The 20601-nt window shown below is 74.3% G+C and carries 16 protein-coding genes; 8 read left to right on the top strand and 8 right to left on the bottom strand.

What is annotated here, in order from left to right; genetic code table 11:
* Positions 1 to 142 precede the first annotated feature (142 nt).
* Both CELGI_RS07010 and CELGI_RS07015 read left to right on the top strand, forming a co-directional pair.
* Positions 143 to 1480: a glutamine synthetase family protein gene (locus tag CELGI_RS07010; RefSeq protein WP_041574140.1), complete on the top strand. Its 1338-nt coding sequence runs from the start codon at positions 143 to 145 to the stop codon at positions 1478 to 1480.
* Between the two features lie 7 nt (positions 1481 to 1487).
* The gene (locus CELGI_RS07015) at positions 1488 to 4532 is read left to right on the top strand and encodes a bifunctional [glutamine synthetase] adenylyltransferase/[glutamine synthetase]-adenylyl-L-tyrosine phosphorylase (protein ID WP_013883422.1); all 3045 of its coding nucleotides are present in this window, start codon (positions 1488 to 1490) and stop codon (positions 4530 to 4532) included.
* Between the two features lie 4 nt (positions 4533 to 4536).
* Here CELGI_RS07015 and CELGI_RS07020 read toward each other — a convergent pair whose 3' ends face one another.
* Positions 4537 to 5796 (bottom strand): AI-2E family transporter, encoded by a 1260-nt coding sequence (locus CELGI_RS07020; RefSeq protein WP_013883423.1) that lies wholly within the window; start codon positions 5794 to 5796, stop codon positions 4537 to 4539.
* Between the two features lie 129 nt (positions 5797 to 5925).
* On the opposite strand from CELGI_RS07020, the gene CELGI_RS07025 reads away from it, so the two are divergent.
* Together CELGI_RS07025 and CELGI_RS07030 are read left to right on the top strand one after the other, a co-directional pair.
* A complete protein-coding gene (locus tag CELGI_RS07025; protein ID WP_013883424.1) occupies positions 5926 to 7179 on the top strand; it encodes a hypothetical protein in 1254 nt (417 codons plus the stop codon).
* A gap of 257 nt (positions 7180 to 7436) precedes the next feature.
* Entirely contained in the window at positions 7437 to 8429 is a 993-nt protein-coding gene (locus CELGI_RS07030) for a hypothetical protein (protein WP_041574141.1), read from the top strand.
* Positions 8430 to 8523: 94 nt separating this feature from the next.
* Here CELGI_RS07030 and glnA read toward each other — a convergent pair whose 3' ends face one another.
* On the bottom strand, positions 8524 to 9948 hold the full coding sequence (glnA, locus tag CELGI_RS07035) for a type I glutamate--ammonia ligase (protein WP_013883426.1): 1425 nt from the start codon (positions 9946 to 9948) through the stop codon (positions 8524 to 8526).
* A 176-nt stretch (positions 9949 to 10124) separates the two neighbouring features.
* On the opposite strand from glnA, the gene CELGI_RS07040 reads away from it, so the two are divergent.
* A complete protein-coding gene (locus tag CELGI_RS07040; protein WP_041574142.1) occupies positions 10125 to 10619 on the top strand; it encodes an RDD family protein in 495 nt (164 codons plus the stop codon).
* 7 nt (positions 10620 to 10626) lie between these two features.
* On the opposite strand, the gene CELGI_RS07045 is transcribed toward CELGI_RS07040, so the two are convergent.
* Both CELGI_RS07045 and lipA read right to left on the bottom strand, forming a co-directional pair.
* Positions 10627 to 11343 carry a DUF4191 domain-containing protein gene (locus tag CELGI_RS07045; protein WP_013883428.1) on the bottom strand — a complete coding sequence of 239 codons (717 nt, stop codon included), beginning with the start codon at positions 11341 to 11343 and terminating at the stop codon, positions 10627 to 10629.
* 60 nt (positions 11344 to 11403) lie between these two features.
* A complete protein-coding gene (gene lipA, locus CELGI_RS07050) occupies positions 11404 to 12405 on the bottom strand; it encodes a lipoyl synthase (protein ID WP_013883429.1) in 1002 nt (333 codons plus the stop codon).
* Positions 12406 to 12631: 226 nt separating this feature from the next.
* On the opposite strand from lipA, the gene CELGI_RS07055 reads away from it, so the two are divergent.
* On the top strand, positions 12632 to 13126 hold the full coding sequence (locus CELGI_RS07055) for a flavodoxin domain-containing protein (RefSeq protein WP_013883430.1): 495 nt from the start codon (positions 12632 to 12634) through the stop codon (positions 13124 to 13126).
* A 2-nt stretch (positions 13127 to 13128) separates the two neighbouring features.
* Here the strand turns inward: CELGI_RS07055 and lipB are convergent, their stop codons facing one another.
* The gene (lipB, locus tag CELGI_RS07060) at positions 13129 to 13812 is read right to left on the bottom strand and encodes a lipoyl(octanoyl) transferase LipB (RefSeq protein WP_013883431.1); all 684 of its coding nucleotides are present in this window, start codon (positions 13810 to 13812) and stop codon (positions 13129 to 13131) included.
* 31 nt (positions 13813 to 13843) lie between these two features.
* On the opposite strand from lipB, the gene CELGI_RS07065 reads away from it, so the two are divergent.
* A complete protein-coding gene (locus CELGI_RS07065) occupies positions 13844 to 14914 on the top strand; it encodes a Gfo/Idh/MocA family protein (protein ID WP_013883432.1) in 1071 nt (356 codons plus the stop codon).
* A gap of 58 nt (positions 14915 to 14972) precedes the next feature.
* Positions 14973 to 16355, top strand: a complete 1383-nt coding sequence (locus CELGI_RS07070) for a serine/threonine-protein kinase (protein WP_013883433.1) — start codon at positions 14973 to 14975, stop codon at positions 16353 to 16355.
* Between the two features lie 6 nt (positions 16356 to 16361).
* Here the strand turns inward: CELGI_RS07070 and CELGI_RS07075 are convergent, their stop codons facing one another.
* The 3 genes from CELGI_RS07075 to lpdA form a co-directional block, all read right to left on the bottom strand.
* The gene (locus CELGI_RS07075) at positions 16362 to 17252 is read right to left on the bottom strand and encodes a TIGR01777 family oxidoreductase (protein ID WP_013883434.1); all 891 of its coding nucleotides are present in this window, start codon (positions 17250 to 17252) and stop codon (positions 16362 to 16364) included.
* Positions 17253 to 17354: 102 nt separating this feature from the next.
* A complete protein-coding gene (gene sucB / locus CELGI_RS07080; protein ID WP_013883435.1) occupies positions 17355 to 19160 on the bottom strand; it encodes a 2-oxoglutarate dehydrogenase, E2 component, dihydrolipoamide succinyltransferase in 1806 nt (601 codons plus the stop codon).
* A 26-nt stretch (positions 19161 to 19186) separates the two neighbouring features.
* Positions 19187 to 20572 carry a dihydrolipoyl dehydrogenase gene (gene lpdA, locus CELGI_RS07085; RefSeq protein WP_013883436.1) on the bottom strand — a complete coding sequence of 462 codons (1386 nt, stop codon included), beginning with the start codon at positions 20570 to 20572 and terminating at the stop codon, positions 19187 to 19189.
* Between the last annotated feature and the right edge of the window lie 29 nt (positions 20573 to 20601).

The raw sequence follows: 20601 nt of genomic DNA on the forward strand, positions 1-20601 counted from the left end.
CCCTACCCACGCGGTCCCGGGACGCCCGCACACCCGCGAGGGCGGCGGCCCCCGCGGGCGGCCCGCACCGGCGTGCCGCCGACGCGCGCCGATGCGTGGGACGGGTGCGGAAACCGGGGGGTGATCGGGCAGAATGCAGCGCATGGACAGGCAGCAGGAGTTCGTGCTCCGCACGGTCGAGGAGCGGGACATCCGCTTCATCCGTCTCTGGTTCACCGACGTGCTCGGGATCCTGAAGTCGGTGGCGGTCGCGCCCGCCGAGCTCGAGGCCGCCTTCTCCGAGGGCATCGGGTTCGACGGCTCGTCGATCGAGGGCCTGACCCGCGTGTACGAGGCGGACATGATCGCCCGACCCGACCCGTCGACGTTCCAGGTCCTGCCCTGGCGGGGCGAGCGGCACGGCACGGCACGCATGTTCTGCGACCTGCTGACGCCCGACGGCGAGCCCAGCCTCGCGGACTCGCGCAACGTGCTCAAGCGTGCGCTGAGCCGGGCCAGCGACAAGGGGTTCACGTTCTACACGCACCCCGAGGTCGAGTTCTACCTGTTCGACGCCCCCGCGGACCCGGCGCTGCCGCTGACGCCCGTCGACCAGGGCGGCTACTTCGACCACGTCCCGCGCGGCACCGCGCACGACTTCCGTCGCGCCGCGATCACGATGCTCGAGTCCATGGGCATCTCGGTGGAGTTCTCGCACCACGAGGCCGGTCCCGGCCAGAACGAGATCGACCTGCGCTACGCCGACGCGCTGACCACCGCGGACAACATCATGACGTTCCGCACGGTGGTCAAGGAGGTCGCGCTCGAGCAGGGCGTGTTCGCGAGCTTCATGCCCAAGCCGCTCGCGGACCAGCCGGGTTCGGGCATGCACACGCACCTGTCCCTGTTCGAGGGCGACCGCAACGCGTTCCACGAGGCGGGCGGCCACCTCGAGCTGTCCAAGACCGCGCGCAGCTTCATCGCCGGTCTGCTGGTGCACGCGGCCGAGATCACGGCGGTGACGAACCAGTTCGTCAACTCCTACAAGCGCCTGTGGGGCGGTGCCGAGGCGCCGAGCTACATCTGCTGGGGCCACAACAACCGGTCCGCGCTGGTGCGCGTGCCGATGTACAAGCCCGGCAAGGGCAACTCGAGCCGCATCGAGTACCGCGCGGTGGACAGCGCCACGAACCCGTACCTCGCGTTCGCGGTCCTGCTCGCGGCCGGGCTCAAGGGCATCGAGGAGGGGTACGAGCTGCCCGAGGGCGCCGAGGACGACGTGTGGGAGCTCACGGACGCCGAGCGCCGCGCGCTCGGCATCGAGCCGCTCCCGCAGTCGCTCGAGGCCGCGATCGCCGTCATGGAGAAGTCCGAGCTCGTCGCGGAGACGCTCGGCGAGCACGTCTTCGACTTCTTCCTGCGGAACAAGCGTCAGGAGTGGGACGAGTACCGCGCGCAGGTCACGCCGTACGAGCTGAAGCGGTTCCTGCCCGTCCTGTGAGCCGACGATGAGCGAACGCACCGACCGGGGCACGCTCGCCGGCCGCCTGACGCGCGTGGGCGTCGACGACGTGCCGCGTGCCGAACGGCTGCTGGCCGACGCGGCGCTCGTCGAGCTGCTGCCCGGCGTCGCCGACGTGCTAGTGGGGGCGCTGCCCGACGTCGCCGACCCCGATGCGGCCCTGCTCGCGGTCGCCAAGCTCGCGGGCGCGGTGCGCGGCGACGACGCGCTCGCGGACCTCCTGCGCGCGACGCTCGCCACGGACGGGCCCGCGCGGCAGCGCCTGCTCGCGGTCACCGGTGCGTCGGTCGCGCTGGGGGACACGCTCGCGGCGCACCCGACCAACCTGCACGCGATCGTCGACGAGACACCGGGCACCGCCGTGCCCGCCGCGCAGGTGCGCGCCGAGCTGCTCACGGCCGTCGGTGCGGCTCCGGACGACGAGGTGCCCGTGGCGACGCTGACCGGCGCCGCCGGCACCGACGCCATGCGCCGCGCGTACCGGACGCGTCTGCTGCGGATCGCCGCGACCGACCTGACCGTGACCGACCCGCTCAACCGCATGCCGGGTGTCGCCGCCGCGCTCGCGGACCTGGCAGCAGCCGCGCTGGAGGCGGCGCTCGCGCTCGCGCGCGCCGACCTGCCCGACCACGGCGCCGGCGTGCGGATCAGCGTGATCGGCATGGGCAAGGCCGGGGGCCGCGAGCTCAACTACGTGTCCGACGTCGACGTGATCTACGTGGTCGAGCCGGCCGAGGGCAGCGGCGTGAGCGAGGCGGACGCGCTCGCGACGGGGACCCGGCTCGCGACCGGCCTCGCGCGCGCCTGCTCCACGCCGTCCGCGGAGCCCGCGCTGTGGCCGGTGGACGCCGCGCTGCGGCCCGAGGGCAAGGACGGACCGCTGGTCCGCACGCTCGCGAGCCACCGTGCCTACTACGAGCGCTGGGCCAAGACGTGGGAGTTCCAGGCGCTGCTCAAGGCCCGGCCGCTCGCGGGTGACCTGGTCCTGGGCCGGTCGTACGTCGAGATGACGCAGCCGCTGGTCTGGGCTGCCGTGCAGCGCGAGAACTTCGTCGAGGACTCGCAGGCGATGCGGCGGCGCGTCGAGGGCAACATCCCCGCGGCCGAGGCCGACCGTCAGCTCAAGCTCGGCGTGGGCGGGCTGCGCGACGTCGAGTTCACGGTGCAGCTGCTGCAGCTGGTGCACGGCCGCTCGGACGAGGAGATCCGCAGCGGCTCGACGCTCACGGCGCTCGCGGCGCTCGCGAGCGGCGGGTACGTGGGCCGCGACCACGCGGCGCGGCTCGCGGTCTGCTACCGCTTCCTGCGGCTGCTCGAGCACCGGATCCAGCTGCACCGGCTCCGCCGCACGCACCTGCTGCCCACGGCCGAGGCGGACCTGCGCCGCCTGGCCCGGTCGGTCGGCATGCGCGCCGAGGGCGCGCAGGGTCTGCTCGAGCGGTGGCGGCAGGTCCGGCGCGACGTGCGCCACCTGCACGAGGAGCTGTTCTACCGGCCGCTGCTGCCGGCCACGGCACAGCTGTCCGCCGAGGAGGCGAGCCTGGCGCCCGAGGCCGCGCGCGCCCGGCTCGCGGCGATCGGGTACCGCGACCCCGCGGGTGCGACGCGGCACATCGCGGCGCTCACCGAGGGCGTCTCGCGGCGTGCGGCGATCCAGCGCCAGCTGCTGCCCGTCATGCTCGGCTGGTTCGCCGACGGCCCCGATCCCGACGGCGGGCTGCTCGCGTTCCGCCGCCTCTCCGAGGAGCTCGGCACGACCCACTGGTACCTCAAGCTGCTGCGCGACTCCGGCACGGCCGCGCAGCGGCTCGCACGCGTGCTGTCCACGTCGCGGTACGTGGCCGATGCCCTCACGCGCTCGCCCGAGTCGGTGACGTGGCTCGCGGACGACGACGAGCTCGAGCCGCGCGGCCACGAGCGCCTGCAGGCCGAGGCCGACGCCGTGCTCACCCGGGCCCAGGAGCCGGTGCCCGCGACGCAGGCGCTGCGCGGGCTGCGCCGACGCGAGCTGGCCCGCACCGCGGCGGCCGACGTGCTCGGCGTCGTCACGGGCCAGCGTGCCGCGCAGAGCCTCACGGTCGCGGCGGACGTGGTGCTCGCGGGTGCGCTGCGCGTCGCGCGGTGGGAGGCGCGCGCGGCCCGCGGGCTCGACGCGGACCCGACGCGCATGCTCGTCGTCGCGATGGGGCGCCTGGGCGGACGCGACATGGGCTACTCCTCGGATGCGGACGTGCTGTTCGTGCACGACCCGATGCCGGGTGCCGACCCGCGCGCCGCGCAGGACTTCGCACTCGCGGTGGCCACGTCGATCCGGCAGCTGCTGGGTGCGGTCGGACCCGAACCGCCGCTCGCGGTGGACGCCGACCTGCGCCCCGAGGGTCGCAACGGCCCGCTGGTCCGCTCGTTCGACGCGTACGCCGAGTACTACGAGCGGTGGTCCTCGCCCTGGGAGAGCCAGGCGCTGCTGCGCGCTCGGCCCGCCGCGGGGGACGACGAGCTCGCGCAGCGGTTCGTCGCGCTGATCGAGCCCCTGCGCTACCCGCCGGGCGGCCTGGAGGCCGCCACCGTGCGGGAGGTGCGCCGGATCAAGGCGCGGGTCGAGGCCGAACGGCTCCCGCGCGGCGCCGACCCGGCCCGCCACCTCAAGCTGGGCCGGGGTGGCATCGCCGACGTCGAGTGGACCGTCCAGCTGCTGCAGCTGCAGCACGCCGCCGAGCACGCCGCGCTGCGCACCACGGGGACGCTCGAGGCGCTCACGGCCGCCGCCGACGCCGGGCTGCTCGACGACGCCGACCGGCGTGCGCTCGTCGAGGCGTGGGAGCTCGCGTCGCGCCTGCGGGACGCGAACGTGCTGTGGACGGGGCGCAGCCACGGCGCGCACGCGGACGTGCTGCCGCACGACCGTCAGGCGCTGGCCGGTCTCGCGCGCGTCGTCGGATACCCGTCGGGCTCGGGCAGCGAGCTCGAGGAGGACTACCTGCGCACGGCGCGGCGCGCCCGGACCGTCGTCGAGCGCGTCTTCTACGGCTGAGGGCTCACGCCCGCGGCTCGTCCGACGGCTCGGTCCCGCTCGCCGGCTCGGCGGCGGGCGCCGCGGTCAGGGGTGCGGCGATCGGCGGACCCGGCTTCCTCGCGGGCCGGGCGGCCGGGTCGGTCCGGCCCTCCTCGTCCTCCTCGTCGACGTCCACCCAGTCCGGCCGCGGTTCGCCGCCGTCGGCGTCCTCCTTGAGCAACGGGTCGTCGACCAGCTCGTGGCGCCGCACGTACGTCGAGGCGACCGCCTGGATTGTCGCCATCACGGGCAGTGCGAGGAACGCGCCCATGGCGCCGAACACCGCGCCGAACGCGATCACGCCCAGGAACGCGACCGCGGGGTTCAGCGCGAGCGCGCGGGCCGAGACCTTGGGCGCGAAGATGAGGTTCTCCACCTGCTGGTAGGCGATGATCCACGCCAGCACCCCGAGCGCGGTCAGCGGTGAGACGGTCAGCGCGAGCGCGACGGGCAGCGCGCCGCCGATGTACGTGCCGATGGTCGGCACGAACTGCGAGACGATCCCGGTGAACGCCGACAGCGCGAGCGCGTACGGCACGTCGAGCACCATGAGCACGACCCACGTGAACACGGTCGACAGGCCCGCGAGAACCAGCCGGGACGTGATGAAGTCGGCGACCTTCTCCTGCGAGACCTCCCACACGCGCAGCACCTCGCGCTGGCGGTCGGGCTCCAGGAACCCGAGCACGGCCGCGCGGAACCGGGGCCCCGCGCTGGCCATGTAGTACGTCACCAGGCCGATCGACGTGAGCATGAAGAAGCCGCCCGCGATGGTCACCCCCGCACCGATGACGCCCGGCGCCAGGGACTGCCAGTTGTCGGTGAGCGCGTTGACGGCCTCGTCGCTGCTCGGCAGGTCCATCTCGAAGCGCTTGTCCAGCCACTGCGCGAGCTGTTCGTAGTAGTCCGGCAGGTTCTGCGCGAACGCCACGACCTGCTGGATGAACAGGTTGCCGAACAGCGCGAGGATCACGCCGGTCCCGACGATGCCCGCGAGCATGACCAGGCCCGTCGCGCGCGTGCGGCGGATCCCGTGCCGCACCAGCCACCGGATCGGCGGCTCCATGGCCAGCGCGATGAACCACGACAGCACCGTGATCGTGAGCACGGTGGTCAGCTGGCCGAGCGCCCGCCAGACGAGGATGCCGGCGAACACCGTGCCCGCGGCCATGAGCAGCGCGCGGCCCAGCCACGCCGGAGGGCGGTGCGTGACGGACGGTGCGGCAGGGCGGTTCTTGGGCATCGTGGTCCTCGGTTCGGAGCGTTGATCCGCACCGTACCGGGAGGTCGTTGAGCAGCGCGGACGCTCGCCGCACGGGGCTCCCCGCGGGTCCGGTCGCTGCCATGCTCGGGACGACGAGAGGACGTGACGATGACCGACGCTCCGTCCGCGGTGCCGGGCCGCCGTCGGTGGCGCGTCCGCTCGGCGGCGGCCGTCGGCGCGATCCTCGTGGGTGCGCTGCTGGCGCCGCCGGCCGTCGTCGCGGCCTGGGCCCGCGGGGTCGTCGACGACACGGACCGGTGGGTCGCGACCGTCGGCCCGCTCGCCGCGGACCCGGCCGTGCAGGCCGCCGTCGTCGAGCGGGTCACGCGCGCGATCGTCACGGGCGCGGACCTCGAACGGCTCGTCGCGGACGCCACCGGAGCGGTCGCCGCGCTCGACCTGCCGCCCGTGGCCAGGACCGCGGTCGAGACGTTGCGGGGTCCGCTGGTCGTGGCCGCGACCGACGTCGTCCGGCAGACCGTGACGCGGGTCGTCACCTCGGAGAGGTTCTCGACCGTGTGGGTCGAGGCGAACCGTGCGGTGCACGCCCGCGTCCTCGCGGTGCTGCGCGGTGACCCGGGGGCACTCGCCGCGATCGGGGCGGACGGCGCGCTGTCCGTCGACCTGGCACCGGTCGTCGATGCCGCGCGGACGGCGCTCGTGGACCGCGGCTTCACGGTGCTCGAACGGCTGCCCGCGATCGACGCGACATTCGTGCTGGTCCGCAGCCCCGAGCTGGTGCGGGTGCAGAGCGCGTACCGCGCGCTCGACGCGGCGGGGACGTGGCTGCCGTGGCTCGCCCTGGGGCTGCTGGCTGTGGGCGTCGTGCTGGCCCGGCGGCGCGCGCCGGCTCTGGTCGCCGCCGGGCTCGCGCTCGGCGCGGGGATGGTGGTCCTCGCGCTGCTGCTCTGGGCGGGCGAGCGGGTGTACGTCTCGTCGTTGCCGGAGACGGTGCAGCGGCCCGACGTCGCACTCGTCGTGTACGACCAGGTCGTGTCGCTGCTGCGCGTCGCGCTGCGCTCCGGGCTCGTGCTGGGACTCGTCGTCGCCGCCGTGGCGTTCCTCGCGGGCGGCTCAGGTAGGGCGCGTGCGCTGCGTGCGTCGTGGGCGCGTGCCGTGGCCGCGGTGCGACGCGCGGGGGACCGGCGGCGGATCTCGACCGGCCCCGTCGGGGAGGTTCTGCACCAGCAACGGGTGCTCGTGCGCGTCGTCGTGGCGTGCGCGGCGGGCCTGGTCCTGGCCCTGGCCGACCACCTCACCCCGGGGCTCGTGCTGTGGACCGCGGCCGCGGCCGCCGGGGTCCTGCTCGTCGCATCGCTGCTGGGGCGCCCCGGACCCGCCGCAACGCCCCGACCGGACTGACCCGGCGTATCTCCCGGGCCCGCGCCGACCTCCTTCCCCGCTGCAGGGGCTCCCGGAACGGTGGAGGTACCGCGATGTCGACGATCTCGAGCAACGGTCGCGCCCGGCGCACCACGAGCCCACGACGCACGCCCGCGCGCGCTCCGCGGCATCCCGCCCGCGCGGTGTCGGTACCGGCGCGTGTCACGGCGCCATCGGTGCCGCCGGTGCCGCCCGCCCCTGCACCGACGCCCGTCGGTCCGGTGCCCGGGTCACCCGTGACCCGCGTCCGGTCGGTCCGTGCCGCGGCGGTGCTCTCCGACCTGCAGCTGGTGCGCAACAGCCTGCGCACCGCGGGCGAGGGCCCACCCGGGAGCGACGCGGTGCGCGAGATCTGCTCCGCCGAGCTCACGTCCGCCGAGCAGGTGCTCGAGGGCATCGACGCGCGGCGGCTGAGCCAGTCCGCACGCGACGCCCGGCTCGAGTACGCGTGGACCGCGGTGCACCGGGCACGCGCGCTGCTGCCGCTGGTCGTCGCCGACGACGCGCTCGAGGTGCAGTACCTCTACGCCGTGGAACGCGCGACGCGGATGCGGCCGCGTGACGCGCGGCTCCTGGCGAGCATCGGGCGCACCGCGAGCAGCCGGGCGGGTGAGGAGAGCGACGGCGTGCGGCGGCGCCGCCTGAGCTACGCGCTGTCCGCCGCGTACTGCGCCGCCGACCGCGAGCACCAGCAGATGCGTGTGCTGCGCGACCGCCTGGTCCGGGTCGCATGGCTGACGTTCGTCGCGCTCGTCGTCGTTGTCGCGGCCGGCACGCTGGTCCCGACGCTGTTCCCGCTGTGCTCCGTCGCGGCCGGACGCACCATCTGCCCCGCGGGCGGTGGCGCGCCCACCGCGGGCGACGTCGCGACCGTCGTGTTCCTCGGCGTGATCGGGGCGGGGCTGACCGCGGTCCTCGCGATCCGGCGCGCGCAGCCGTCGCAGTCGCCCTACCGACTCATGCCGGTGCTCGGCTTCCTGCGCATCCCGCTCGGCGGGATCGTCGCGGTGCTCGGCGTGGTCCTCATGCAGAGCGGCGTGGTGCCGGGCTTCGACGGGCTGCAGACCACGCAGCAGATCGCCGTGTACGCGATCGTGTTCGGCTTCGCGCAGGAGGCCGTGACGCGCCTGCTGGAGAACCGCGCCCGCGCGGTGCAGGACGTCACGTCGGCCGGCAGCACGCTCGTCGAACCGACCGCCGCCCCTCCGGTGCGCGCCGAGCAGGCATGAGCCGGCATGCCGCACCCCCGCCGCCTCGACCGGGCGACGGGGGTGCGGTTACTGCAGGTCACCGGCCCCCGGGAGCAGCCGGGGGCCGGGACGATCACACGTCGTAGTACAGCTCGAACTCGTGCGGGTGCGGCCGCAGACGGATCGGGTCGACCTCGGCGGAGCGCTTGTAGTCGATCCACGTCTGGATGAGGTCGGGCGTGAACACGTTGCCGGCGGTCAGCCAGTCGTGGTCGGCCTCGAGGTTGTCCAGCACCTCGGACAGCGAGCCCGGGACCTGCTGGATGAGCGCGTGCTCCTCGGGGGGCAGCTCGTACAGGTCCTTGTCGACCGGCTCGGGCGGCTCGATGCGGTTCTGGATGCCGTCGATGCCGGCCATGAGCATGGCCGCGAACGCCAGGTAGGGGTTCGACGACGGGTCCGGCACGCGGAACTCGATGCGCTTGGCCTTCGGGTTCGAACCGGTCACCGGGATGCGGATGCACGCGGAGCGGTTGCGGGCCGAGTAGACCAGGTTGACGGGCGCCTCGAAGCCGGGCACCAGGCGGTGGTAGGAGTTCACCGTCGGGTTGGTGAACGCGAGCAGCGCGGGCGCGTGCTTGAGCAGACCACCGATGTACCAGCGGGCGAGGTCGGACAGGCCGCCGTAGCCCTTCTCGTCGAAGAACAGCGGCTCGCCGTCCTTCCAGAGGGACTGGTGCACGTGCATGCCCGAGCCGTTGTCGCCGAACAGCGGCTTCGGCATGAAGGTCGCGGTCTTGCCGGCGGCGTGCGCGACGTTCTTCACGACGTACTTGAACAGCTGCACCTTGTCGGCCGACTTGGCGAGCTCGTCGAAGCGGTAGTTGATCTCCGCCTGGCCGGCGGTGCCGACCTCGTGGTGCGCGCGCTCGACGCCGAGGCCCAGGGCGTCCAGCTGCAGCGAGATCTGGTCGCGCAGGTCGGCGAAGTGGTCGACCGGCGGGACGGGGAAGTAGCCACCCTTGTAGGGCGTCTTGTGGCCGAGGTTGCCACCCTCCTCGACGCGGCCCGTGTTCCAGGCGGCCTCGATGGAGTCGATGTAGTAGTACGACGCGTTCTGCTTCGTCTCGAAGCGGATGTCGTCGAAGATGTAGAACTCGGCCTCGGGCGCGAAGAACGCGGTGTCCGCGATGCCCGTCGACTTGAGGTACGCCTCGGCCTTCGCGGCGACCTGACGCGGGTCGCGGCTGTAGGGCTCGTCGGTGTACGGGTCGACGATGTGGAAGTTGATGTTGAGCGTCTTCTCCGTGCGGAACGGGTCGACGTAGGCCGTCGTGACGTCCGGCACCAGCTTCATGTCCGACTCGTGGATGGCCTGGAAGCCGCGGATCGAGGAGCCGTCGAACATCTGGCCCTCGGTGAAGAAGTCCGCGTCCAGCGACTGCGCCGGGACGTTGAAGTGCTGCATGACGCCGGGCAGGTCACAGAACCGCACGTCGACGAACTTGACGTCCTCGCTCTTGATGAACGCCAGGACTTCCTCTGGCTTGCTGAACATCCGCTGCTCCTCGGTTGGTGGTGCCCTTCGCGCGGGCTAGGCCGACGCTAGGGCGAGGGGGTTTCCCTGATGTGAGCCGATTGTTTCCGTGAGGTTACGCACGTGGCCTGGGTGTAACGATCGTGCGACCGGGCCCCGGGCGCGGGACGTCGGTCCCGCCCGCTTAGTCTGACCCCGTGACGACGAGGCAGAACGTGGGTTCGTGGCTCGAGGGCGGCCCCTCGGGCGAGCAGGGCGGCAGGGGAGCGCGGCTCGGGCTGCCCGCGCAGGGACCGGGCGCCGCCGCGGGCCTCGGCCGCCGCGCCGCGGCACTGGTCGTCGACTGGACGGTGTGCCTGCTCATGTCCGCGACGTTCTTCCCCGCGACGCGCGAGGGCTCGCTGCTGGAGCGCGCGGACTCGCTCGTCACGCTCGTGATCTTCGCGGCCGAGAACCTGCTGCTGGTCGGCCTGCTCGGGTTCACGCTCGGGCACCGCGTCCTGGGCCTGCGGGTGCGCACGGCGGGCGTCGGCCCGGAGGGGCCGGTCGCCGACGACGGCCGCGCACCCGGCCTGATGCGGGGGCTGGTCCGCACGCTTCTGCTGTGCGGGGTCATCCCGGCGGTCGTCTGGGACGCCGACGGTCGCGGGTTGCACGACCGCGCCGCAGGCACCGCGATCGTGCGGCGCTGAGCCGGGCTCAGCGGCCGCGCATGCCCTTGCGGTCCGGGCGCGCCTTGGTCGGGTCGATGCCCTTGGGCAGCGGCGGCCGCATCGCGCCGAGCGCGGTGAGGCGCTTGTCGACCTCCGCGACCTCCTGCTTGGTGAGCTGCGGCTTGAGCTTGCGCACCGCGACGGGCAGCTTGCGCAGCGGCACCTGACCCTCGCCGTTGCCGCACTGCAGCAGCGTGATCGGCACGGACGGGACCACGCGTGCGGTGCGCTTGCGCTCGTTCTCCAGGAGCCGGGACGCCCGGCCCGCGGGGCCCTCGGCGATGAGGACGATGCCGGGGCGGCCCACGCCCCGGAACACCATGTCCTGCGTGCGCGGGTCCACCGCGACGGGCTCCTCGGGGAACGTCCAGCCGCGGCGGATGGTGCGCAGCGCGGCGAGCGCGGCACCAGGCTTGCCCTCGATGCGCGAGTACGCGGCCGTCTCGGCCCGCCGCACCAGCACGAACATCGCGGCCAGGAACGCGAACGGGATGGCCAGCAGCAGCCAGTAGACGACGGCGCCGGTGAGCGTGCCGACGATGACGCCGACCGCGATGATCCCGACGAACACCGCCAGCAGGATCCACGTGACGCTCGGGTCGACCTCCCGCGTCATGCGGTAGGCCTCCCACACCTGGTGGTACCAGCGGACCTTCTTGGTCTTGGTGGCTGCAGGCGTGGCGGGGTCGGTGTTGCGGGCCATGCGGGGGAGTCTACCGAGCGCGCGGGCCGACTCCGGCCGGGTCGGGTCCGGGGTCGGGCGTCAGCGCGCGAGCAGGCTCGCGGCCTCCTGGCGTGCGGTCGTCGGCTCACCCAGGTGCGCGAGCGCCTCCGGGATCGGCAGCCCGCGGCGGCGCATGGCCTGACCCCACAGCCGGCCGGCACGGTACGACGAGCGGACCAGCGGCCCGGACATGACGCCCAGGAAGCCCATGGCCTCGGCCGCGTTCGAGTGCTCGACGAACTCCTCGGGGCGCACCCATCGGTCCACGGGGTGGTGCCGGACCGAGGGGCGCAGGTACTGCGTGATGGTGACCAGGTCGCAGCCCGCCTCGTGCAGCGCGGCGAGTGCCTCGACCACCTCGTCGGGCGTCTCTCCCATGCCCAGGATGAGGTTCGACTTGGTCACCAGCCCGGCCTCGCGCGCGCGCGTGATGACGGACAGCGAGCGGTCGTAGCGGAAGCCGGGACGGATCTGCTTGAAGATGCGCGGCACGGTCTCGAGGTTGTGCGCGAGCACCTCGGGCCGGGACTCGTTGACCTGGTCCAGCAGCTCGGGGATCGCGTTGAAGTCCGGGATGAGCAGCTCGACGCCCGTGCCCGGGTTGACCGCGTGGATCTGGCGGACGGTCTCGGCGTACAGCCACGCCCCGCCGTCGGGCAGGTCGTCGCGGGCCACGCCCGTGACGGTCGAGTACTTCAGGCCCATCGCCTGCACGGACTCGGCGACGCGCCGCGGCTCGTCGGCGTCGAAGTCCGCGGGCTTGCCGGTGTCGATCTGGCAGAAGTCGCAGCGCCGCGTGCACTGGTCGCCGCCGATGAGGAACGTGGCCTCGCGGTCCTCCCAGCACTCGAAGATGTTGGGGCAGCCCGCCTCCTCGCACACCGTGTGCAGGCCCTCGCGCTTGACCAGGCCCTTGAGCTCGGAGTACTCCGGGCCCATGGTCGCCTTGGTCCGGATCCACTCGGGCTTCTTCTCGATGGGCGTCTCGGCGTTGCGGGCCTCGACCCGCAGCATCCGGCGCCCTTCGGGTGCGATCGTCACGTCAGCCACCCTAACCGCTCGTCGCGTCCGGACCACGTGACGCCCACCACGTGCGGCGCCGCGCGTGGCACGCGCCCGGGACTCAGGTCCCGGGACGCGCGGCGGGTCCCGCATGAGGCTGGAGAGGCACGAACGCGCCCGGCCGCACGGTCGGGCGCCGGCAGCACGGCGGGCGACGAGGCCCGACGAGAGCGCGGGCGACGAGGCCCGCGGAGGGGAGCGCCCCATGCGCGTGCTGGTGAGCGTCGCGTCGCGGCACGGGTCGACGAGCGAGATCGGCGAGGTCGTCGCGCAGGTGCTGCGCGAGGCCGGGCACACGGTGGACGTGACGCCGCCCGACGACGTCGAGCGGGTCATGCCGTACGACGCCGCGGTGCTGGGCTCGTCCGTCTACGTGGGACGGCTGTCGGCCTCGTTGCGCGACCTGGTGCAGCGCCAGGGTGCGCACCTGCGCCTGCGGCCCGTGTGGATCTTCTGGTCGGGGCCGGTCGCCGCCAACCCCGTGTCGATCAGCGTGCCCGACGACGTCGGCGCGATGGTCGACGCGGTGGCCGCACGCGAGGCGAAGTGCTTCGTCGGGGCGCTCGACAAGGCCGCGCTGAGCCTGTCCGAGCGCGCGCTCGTGGCGCTCGTGCGGGCCGAGGACGGCGACTTCCGCGACTTCGACGCGGTCCGTGCGTGGGCCGTCGGGATCGCCGACGAGCTGACACGCGCGGCCTGACGTCAGCGCGCCGCGAGCCAGCCGCTCGCGGCCGCCCCGGCGGGGGACAGCAGCGGCGTGAGCGTGTCGGTCAGGTGGCCGCGGACCGCGGGCACGACGTCGGCGATCGTGATGCGGCGTCCGCACTCGACCGACAGCGACGTGACGTCCGCGTCGGGGATGCCGCAGGGCACGATGCGGTCGAACACCGTCAGGTCCGGCTCGCAGTTGAGCGCGAACCCGTGCATGGTCACGCCGCGCGAGACTCGCACACCGATCTGGGCGACCTTGCGCTGCCGCGCGCCGGGCCCGGCGGCCTCGAACCACACGCCGCTGCGGCCCTCGACGCGGATCGCCTCGAGTCCCAGGCCCGCGCACGTGCGGATGAGCGCCTCCTCGAGCGCGCGGACGTACGCGACGACGTCGACGGGGGCGGCGAGCCGGACGATGGGATAGCCGACGAGCTGCCCGGGTCCGTGCCACGTGATGCGTCCGCCGCGGTCGACGTCGACGACGGGCGTTCCGTCGACCGGACGGTCCCACGACGCGGTGCGACGACCCGCGGTGTAGACGTCTTCGTGCTCGCACAGCAGGACCGTGTCCTCCTGCTCGCCGGCAGCGACCGCCGCGTGCACCTGCCGCTGCAGCGCCCACGTCGGCTCGTACGGCAGCAGCCTGCTGCCCAGGTCGAGCTCCTCGAACCGCATGCCCGCCAGCCTAGGTCCTAGGGTGACGAGCATGAGCGCGGCGCAGGCGGGGACGGCTGACGGAGCGGGAGACGAGCGGCGCGACGCGCTGCGCGTCGGGCTGATCGGCTACGGCGGTGCGGGACGTGGCATCCACGCGCGGCTCGTCCGGCAGGCGGGTCAGCGGGTGGCCGCGGTCGTCACGCGCGGGCGCGCTGCGCAGGTGCACGAGGACTGGCCGGGCGCGCACGTGGTGCCCGACGTCGACGGCCTGCTCGAGCGCCGGGACGAGCTCGACCTGGTCGTGGTCGCGAGCCCGACGGGCGCGCACGTCGAGCACGTGACCGCCGCGCTGGACGCCGGGCTGCACGTGCTCGTCGACAAGCCGCTGGCGACGACGGCCGACGACGCGGCCGCGCTGGTCGCGCGTGCCGACGGCCGGCTGACCGTGTTCCAGAACCGGCGCTGGGACCCCGAGCAGCTCGCTCTCGTCGACCTGATCGGCCGGGGCGCGCTGGGCGAGGTGCACCGGTTCGAACGTCGCTGGGAGAGGTACCGGCCGCAGCCGCAGGACCGCTGGAAGGAGAACGACCCGGTGGGCGGCGGGCTGCTGCTCGACCTCGGCGCGCACCTGGTCGACTCGGCGGTCCAGCTGTTCGGGCCGGTCCGGGAGGTGTACGCCGAGCTCGCCGCGCGCACGACGCCCGCGGTCGACGACGTGTTCCTGGCCCTGCGGCACGAGTCCGGCGTGCTCGCGCACCTGCAGGCCGGCTCGCTCGTCGGGGCTCCAGGCCCGCGCACGCGCGTGCTGGGGACCGCGGCGGCGTACCTGGTGACCGCGTACGAGGGCGAGCCGACGCCGTTCGCCGTGCTCGACGACGCGTACGAGGAGGGCCGCCGTCCGGGTGAGCCCGTGCACGAGGGGTGGTTGGTGACGGGCGCGGAGCGCCGCCCGGTCCCGGCGCCGACCGGCGGGCACCACGACGTCTACCCGCTGGTCGCGCGGTGGGTGCGGGGGCGTGCACCCGTCCCGGTGGACCCGGCGGACGCGGTCGTCACCGCACGCGTGCTCGACGCCGCGCGGGTCTCGGCCGACGAGCGTCGGGTCGTCACGCTGGCCTGAGCCCGCCCCCTGTGGATGGCCGCGGACGCACCGGCGCGACCTCGGCTTGCATGGGCGCATGACCACACACGTGCCCGTGGGCGCCGAGCGCGCGCTCGCCGCGGCGGGCTTCCGCGCCGACGGGAGCGTGGGGCCCGGCGCCGTCCTGGGCGTGGCCCTGGACGGTTCGGGCCGGCGCGTCGAGCTGCACGCGGTGCGCGCCGACGAGGGCGTCGCCGAGCGCGTGCGCATCCTGCGGGCGGTGCGGCACGACCACCTGCCGGCGGTGCTGGAGGTCGTCGAGCTCGGGTCCGCGATGCTCGGCGTGTTCGTCGAGCACGTCCCCGGCCTGCCGCTCACGCGTCTGCAGGCGGCGCGCGGGCCGCTCGGTCCGGGTGAGGCCGTGACGGTGGCGGTCCCCGTCGCGCAGGCGCTGGGCGCCCTGCACGCCGCCGGTCTGGTCCACGGCGAGGTGGACGCCGCCGCGGTGGTGCTCGACGCCGAGGGACGCCCGGTCCTCACGGGCGTCGCCGCGATCCTGCGCGGCCGGGGGACCGCGCCCGCCGACGTGCGCGCGCTGATCGCGCTGGTGGTGCACGCGCTGGCCGACGAACCGACAGGTGCGACCGACGTGGTCGGGGGGCTCCGCGAGGCGCTCACGGACCTGCTCACCCTCCCGGACACGGGCCGCGCGGCGCTGACCGCCGACCGCGTCGTGGACCGCTGCTTCCGCAGCACGGCACCACGGCCCGTGGTGCTCCCGGGTCCGGCCGAGCTCGCGGCCGCGGAGCGTGGGCCGGTGGGTGCGCTGCGCAGCAGCCGTGCGGGCCGACGAAGCGCCGGCGCCCGCGGGACCGCGCGGCCGTGGGTGCTGGCGGGCGCCGGGGCCGTGTGCGCGGTGGTGCTCGTCGCCGTGGCGGTGCTCGCGCTCGGCGCCGACGAGCCCGGCCGGGCCGCGGCGACCGAGCCCACGGCCCGGGCGCACGGCGGGCCCGCCTCGACGGCACCGTCTGGCGCGGTCCCCACCGAGGCGCCCACCCCTCAGCCCGCTCGCACGGCCGGTCCCGCAGCCGACGCCCCGCGCGCTCTGCCCGACGACCCCGCGCAGGCCGCGGCGGAGCTCACGCGACGCCGCGTGCACGTCCTGCAGCAGGGTGATGCGGCCACGCTGGGCGACGTCGAGGTGCCCGCGGGCCCTGCGCACGTCGCCGACACGCGCGTGCTCGCCGAGCTCGCGGGTGCGCGGCTGGACGGCCTGACCGTGCGGGTGCACGAGGCGCTGGTGCTGAGCCACGACGACGAGCGCGCGCGTGTGCGCGTCACCAGCACGACGAGCGCGTACACGCGCGTGCAGCCCGACGGGAGGGCGCTGCCCGGCGGCCCGCGGGCCCGCGAGAGCGTGGTGCTGGAGCTGCGGCGGACGCCGCAGGGGTGGCGCGTCTGGGCGGTGAGCGCCGCGTAGCCCCGGCTACCCCTGCTCGACCAGCCAGCGTGCGGCGGACGCGAGGTCCGGGTGCGCGGGCACGAACCCGCTCGCGGTGAGCGCCGCGGGCGTGGCCCGCACGGAGCCCAGCACCTCGGACGAGAAGTCCTGCAGCACGAGCCGCAGTGCCCAGGCCGGGGCAGCGACGACCGCGGGTCGGTGCAGCGCCTGCGCGAGCGCGGCCGTGACGTCCTGGTTGCGGTCCGCGCGCGTCACGAGGTTCACGGGGCCCGCGACGTCGGCGGTGAGCAGGTGCTCGATCGCGCGCACCTCGTCGTGCAACGTGATCCACGACCAGTACTGCCGGCCCGAGCCCAGCCGCCCCCCGAGGCCCAGGCGCAGCAGCGGCCACAGCGGCCGCAGCGCGCCGCCGCCCGGCCCGAGCACCACACCCGTGCGCAGCAGCACGACGCGCGCTCCCGCGTCCTGCGCGGGCCGCGTCGCGTCCTCCCACTGGCGGACGACCTCGGCGAAGAACGTCCGACCGAGCGGCTCGGTCTCGTCCAGCAGGGTGTCGCCGCGGTCGCCGTACGCGCCGATGCCCGACGCCTGCAGGAGCGCCGGCCGTGGCGCGTCGAGGCGCGCGATGGTCCGCGCCAGCAGGCCGGCGGTGTCGACGCGCGACGACATGACCTCGCGCTTGCGCGCGGCGGTCAGCGGGCGCGTGCCGGGGTTGACGCCCGCGAGGTCCACCACGGCATCGGCCCCGTGCAGAGCCGCGGGGTCCAGCCGGCCCGCCGCGGGGTCCCACCAGATCTCCTCGGGACGCGTGACCGCGTGCCGGACCAGCACGCGCACGTCGTGGCCCGCGTCCTGCAGCGAGGACCGCAGTGCCGTGCCGATGAACCCGTGCGATCCCGCCAGGACGATGTGCATCTGGTCACCCTAGGCGGCGGGACGCGCACCGGCGCGCCGCCGCGTGCAGCACGACGGCCGGGCCCCGCGGGGGGACCCGGCCGTCGTGGCGTGCGGAGGGCGTCAGAGGCCGAGCTCGGCCTCGAACGCGCCGTCCTCGAGCCGCGCCTTGAGCGCCGACAGGTACCGCGACGCGTCGGCGCCGTCGACCAGACGGTGGTCGTAGGACAGGCACAGGTAGCACAGCGAGCGGATGGCGATGACGTCCTCGCCGTCCGGGCCCTTGACCACGGCGGGACGCTTGACGATCGCGCCCGTGCCGAGGATCGCGGACGTGCCGCCCGGGACGATCGGCGTGTCGATGATCGCGCCGCCCGATCCGGTGTTGGTCACCGTGAAGGTCGCACCCGACAGCTCGTCGGGCCCGATCTTGTTGGTGCGGGTCCGGCCCGCGAGGTCGGCGATCTTGCGGGCGATGCCGCCGAGGTTCAGGTCGCCCGCGTCACGGATGACCGGGACCACGAGGCCGCGGTCGGTGTCCACCGCGATGCCCACGTTCTCCTGGCCGTGGTACGTGATCGTGTTGCCCTCGAGCACCCCGTTGATCTTGGGGAACGCCTTGAGGCCCTCGATCGCCGCAAGGACGAAGAACGGCAGGAACGTGAGGTTCACGCCCTCCCGCGCCTTGAAGTCCTCCTTGGCCGCGGTGCGCAGCTTGGCGATGCGCGTGACGTCGACCTCGACCACCGTCGTGAGCTGGGCCTGCGTGTGCAGCGCCTCGACCATGCGCTCGGCGATGATCTGGCGCAGCCGGCTGGCCTTCTCGGTGGTGCCGCGCAGGGGCGAGACCGCCGCGGGGGCAGGCGCCTTGGCTGCGGGTGCGGCCGCGGCAGGTGCCGGGGCAGCAGCCTTGGCGGCCGCCTCGGCCTCGGCCTTGGCCGCGGCCTCGAGGACGTCCTCCTTGCGGATGCGACCGCCGACACCGGTGCCCGTGAGCGACGCGACGTCGACACCCTTCTCGGCCGCCAGCTTGCGGACCAGCGGCGTGAGGTAGCCACCCGCGGCGGCGGGCGCGGCCTGGGGTGCGGCAGCGGGCGCCGCAGCAGGTGCCGGAGCCGCCGGGACCGGCGCGGGCTGCGCAGGAGCGGCGGGGACGGGCGCGGGCTGGGCGGGAGCCGCCGGTGCGGACTGCTCGGCCGGAGCCGGAGCGGGGGCCGGCGCGGGCGCCTCGGCGGCGGGTGCGGCGGCCGGAGCGGCCTGCGCCGGGGCGGAGCCCGAGCCGATCAGTGCGAGCACGGCGCCCACCTGCACGGTCTCGTCCTCCTGGACGACGATCTTCTGCAGCGTGCCGGCGACCGGCGACGGGATCTCGGTGTCGACCTTGTCGGTCGAGATCTCGAGCAGCGGCTCGTCGACCTCGACCGAGTCACCCTCGGCCTTGAGCCACCGCGTCACGGTGCCCTCGGTGACCGACTCGCCGAGCGCGGGGAGGGTGACCTCCTGCCCGTCACCGGCGGGTGCGGCCGACGAGCCGGAGTCGGCGGCGGCCGGGGCGGCCTCGGCGGGCGCCGGCGCGGCCTCCTCGTGCTGCTCGGGGGACTGCTGCTGCGGCGCGGCCTCGGCCGCGGGCTGCTCGGCGGGTGCCTGCTCGGGCGCCTGCTCGGGCGAGGCGTCGGGCTGACCCGCACCCTCGCCTGAGCCGATGACGGCGAGCGTCGCGCCGACCTCGACCGTCTCGTCCTCCTGCACGAGCACCTGCTCCAGCACGCCGGCGAACGGCGACGGGATCTCGGTGTCGACCTTGTCGGTCGAGATCTCGAGCAGCGGCTCGTCGACCTCGACGCGGTCGCCGACGTTCTTCAGCCAGCGGGTGACGGTGCCCTCGGTGACGGACTCACCGAGCGCGGGGAGCTGCACGTTCTGCGACATGACCGCTCGTCTCCTTCGATCTCAGGTCAGTTGTGGGCGTGCAGCGGCTTGCCCGCGAGGGCCAGGTGGGCCTCGCCGAGCGCCTCGTTCTGCGTGGGGTGGGCGTGGATGAGGGCGGCGACGTCCTCGGGGTAGGCCTCCCAGTTCACGATGAGCTGGCTCTCGCCGATGAGCTCGCCGACGCGGGCGCCGATCATGTGGACGCCGACGACGGGGCCGTCCTTCTGCCGCACGAGCTTCACGAAGCCCTGCGTGCCGAGGATCTTGCTCTTGCCGTTGCCGGCCAGGTTGTACTCGAGGATCTCGACGGCGTCCGCGCCGTAGATCTCCTTGGCCCGCGCCTCGGTGACGCCGACGGAGGCGACCTCGGGCTCGGAGTAGGTGACGCGCGGGATGCCGGACTCGACGATCGGCGCGGGGTTGAGCCCGCAGATCTGCTCGGCGACGAAGATGCCCTGCGCGAAGCCGCGGTGCGCGAGCTGCAGCCCGGGGACGATGTCGCCCACGGCCCAGATGTTCGCGACGCCGGTGTGCAGCTTCTCGTCGGTGATGACGAAGCCGCGGTCGAGCGTGATGCCCTGCTCCTCGAAGCCGAGACCCGCGGTGCTCGGCCCGCGGCCCACGGCCACGAGCAGGACGTCCGCGTCGAACGTCTTGCCGTCCTCGAGCGAGACGTGCACGCCGTTGTCGTCCTGCGTGACGCCGGAGAACCGGACGCCCAGGTTGAACTGGATGCCGCGCTTGCGGAACGCCCGCTCGAACGCCTTCGACAGCGCCTCGTCCTCGTTCGGGACCAGGTGGGGGAGCGCCTCGATGATCGTGACGTCCGCACCGAACGACTTCCACACGCTCGCGAACTCGGAGCCGATGACGCCGCCGCCGAGGATGATCGCCGAGCGCGGGATCCAGTCGAGCTGGAGCGCCTGGTCGGACGTGATGACCCGGCCGCCGATCTCCAGGCCCGGCAGCGAACGCGCGTAGGAGCCGGTGCCCAGGATGATGTGCTCACCCGTGAGCGTCTGACCCGCGACCTCGACCGTGTTCGGGCCGGTCAGCTTGCCGTAGCCCTCGACCACCGTGATCTTGCGCGACTTGATGAGCCCCTGCAGGCCCTTGTAGAGCCCGCCGATCACGCTGTCCTTGTACTGGTTGACCCCCGCCATGTCGACGTGGTCGAGCGTGGTGTGCACGCCGTAGTGCGCACCCTCGCGCGCGTTGTCGGCCAGCTCGGCCGCGTGCAGGAGCGCCTTTGTCGGGATGCAGCCCTTGTGCAGGCAGGTGCCGCCGACCTTGTCGGCCTCGACCAGGGCGACGGTCTTGCCGAGCTGGGCGGCGCGGAGGGCAGCCGCGTAGCCACCACTTCCCGCTCCCAGGACGACGATGTCGAAGGCGGTGCCGGTGGTCTCGGCCACGTGCAGACTCCTCAGGTCGGACTGACTTC

The sequence above is a fragment of the Cellulomonas gilvus ATCC 13127 genome, from assembly GCF_000218545.1.
In the GTDB taxonomy this organism is placed as follows: domain Bacteria; phylum Actinomycetota; class Actinomycetes; order Actinomycetales; family Cellulomonadaceae; genus Cellulomonas; species Cellulomonas gilvus.